Raw genomic sequence first — 617 nt, 5'->3', positions numbered from 1 at the left:
GTTCGTGCACAACGCCAAGCTCATCGTCACCAAGTCCGACAAGCAGAAGGACACCCTCGAGAACAAGGTGTGTCTGCTCCGCCAACCGGAGATGGTGGTGCAGACGCTGGACCGGACATTCGAGAACCACACCTACCACGCCTTTCTCCTTGCAGGCGGTGCGATTCATCCGGATGCGTCGACTCCCGAGGATCGGTGGGCGGACGACTTCCTGCGGTTCGCGGAACCCCCCGCCCATGATCAGTGGATCCCGCGTGGAGGTCGGAACAAGAGCTCCCAGTCGAGTTTGAGTGCGCACTACGTTGCACCCTGGGTCCCGAACCTCCAGGCTATCGAGAAGAACGTCACCGAGAAGCTCCTCGACTTGTTCGGGGCACCGCCACCCGCAGACAGCAAGCCGCCGGAATCGGTGTTCAAGCACCTTCGGTTCCTTCGGGGCGAGCCTGGTGCAGGCGGGTCCTCGGGCACCGCGAGCCGTAAACCGACCGTCGACATCACCAGTTGGAAGGTGTCGGGCGACAAATGGCACCTGACCTTCCGCGTCAGGGCCCGCAATCAGCCGGGCGGCTGGGCCTTGAGTCCGGCCCTGTACTTCGTCGGGCTGGACGGCCGAGGAC

1 protein-coding gene is annotated in these 617 nt (G+C 63.7%); it reads left to right on the top strand.

The genetic code is table 11. The features are described 5' to 3' along the window. Positions 1–617, top strand: a 617-nt coding sequence (locus AC1DYG_RS18820; protein ID WP_477641394.1) for a hypothetical protein, incomplete at both ends; no start/stop codon positions are given.

This window comes from Pedococcus sp. P1_H8 (assembly GCF_056405175.1).
Note: the sequence above shows the minus strand (reverse complement) of the source record. Positions and strands in the feature narration are given on the sequence as shown.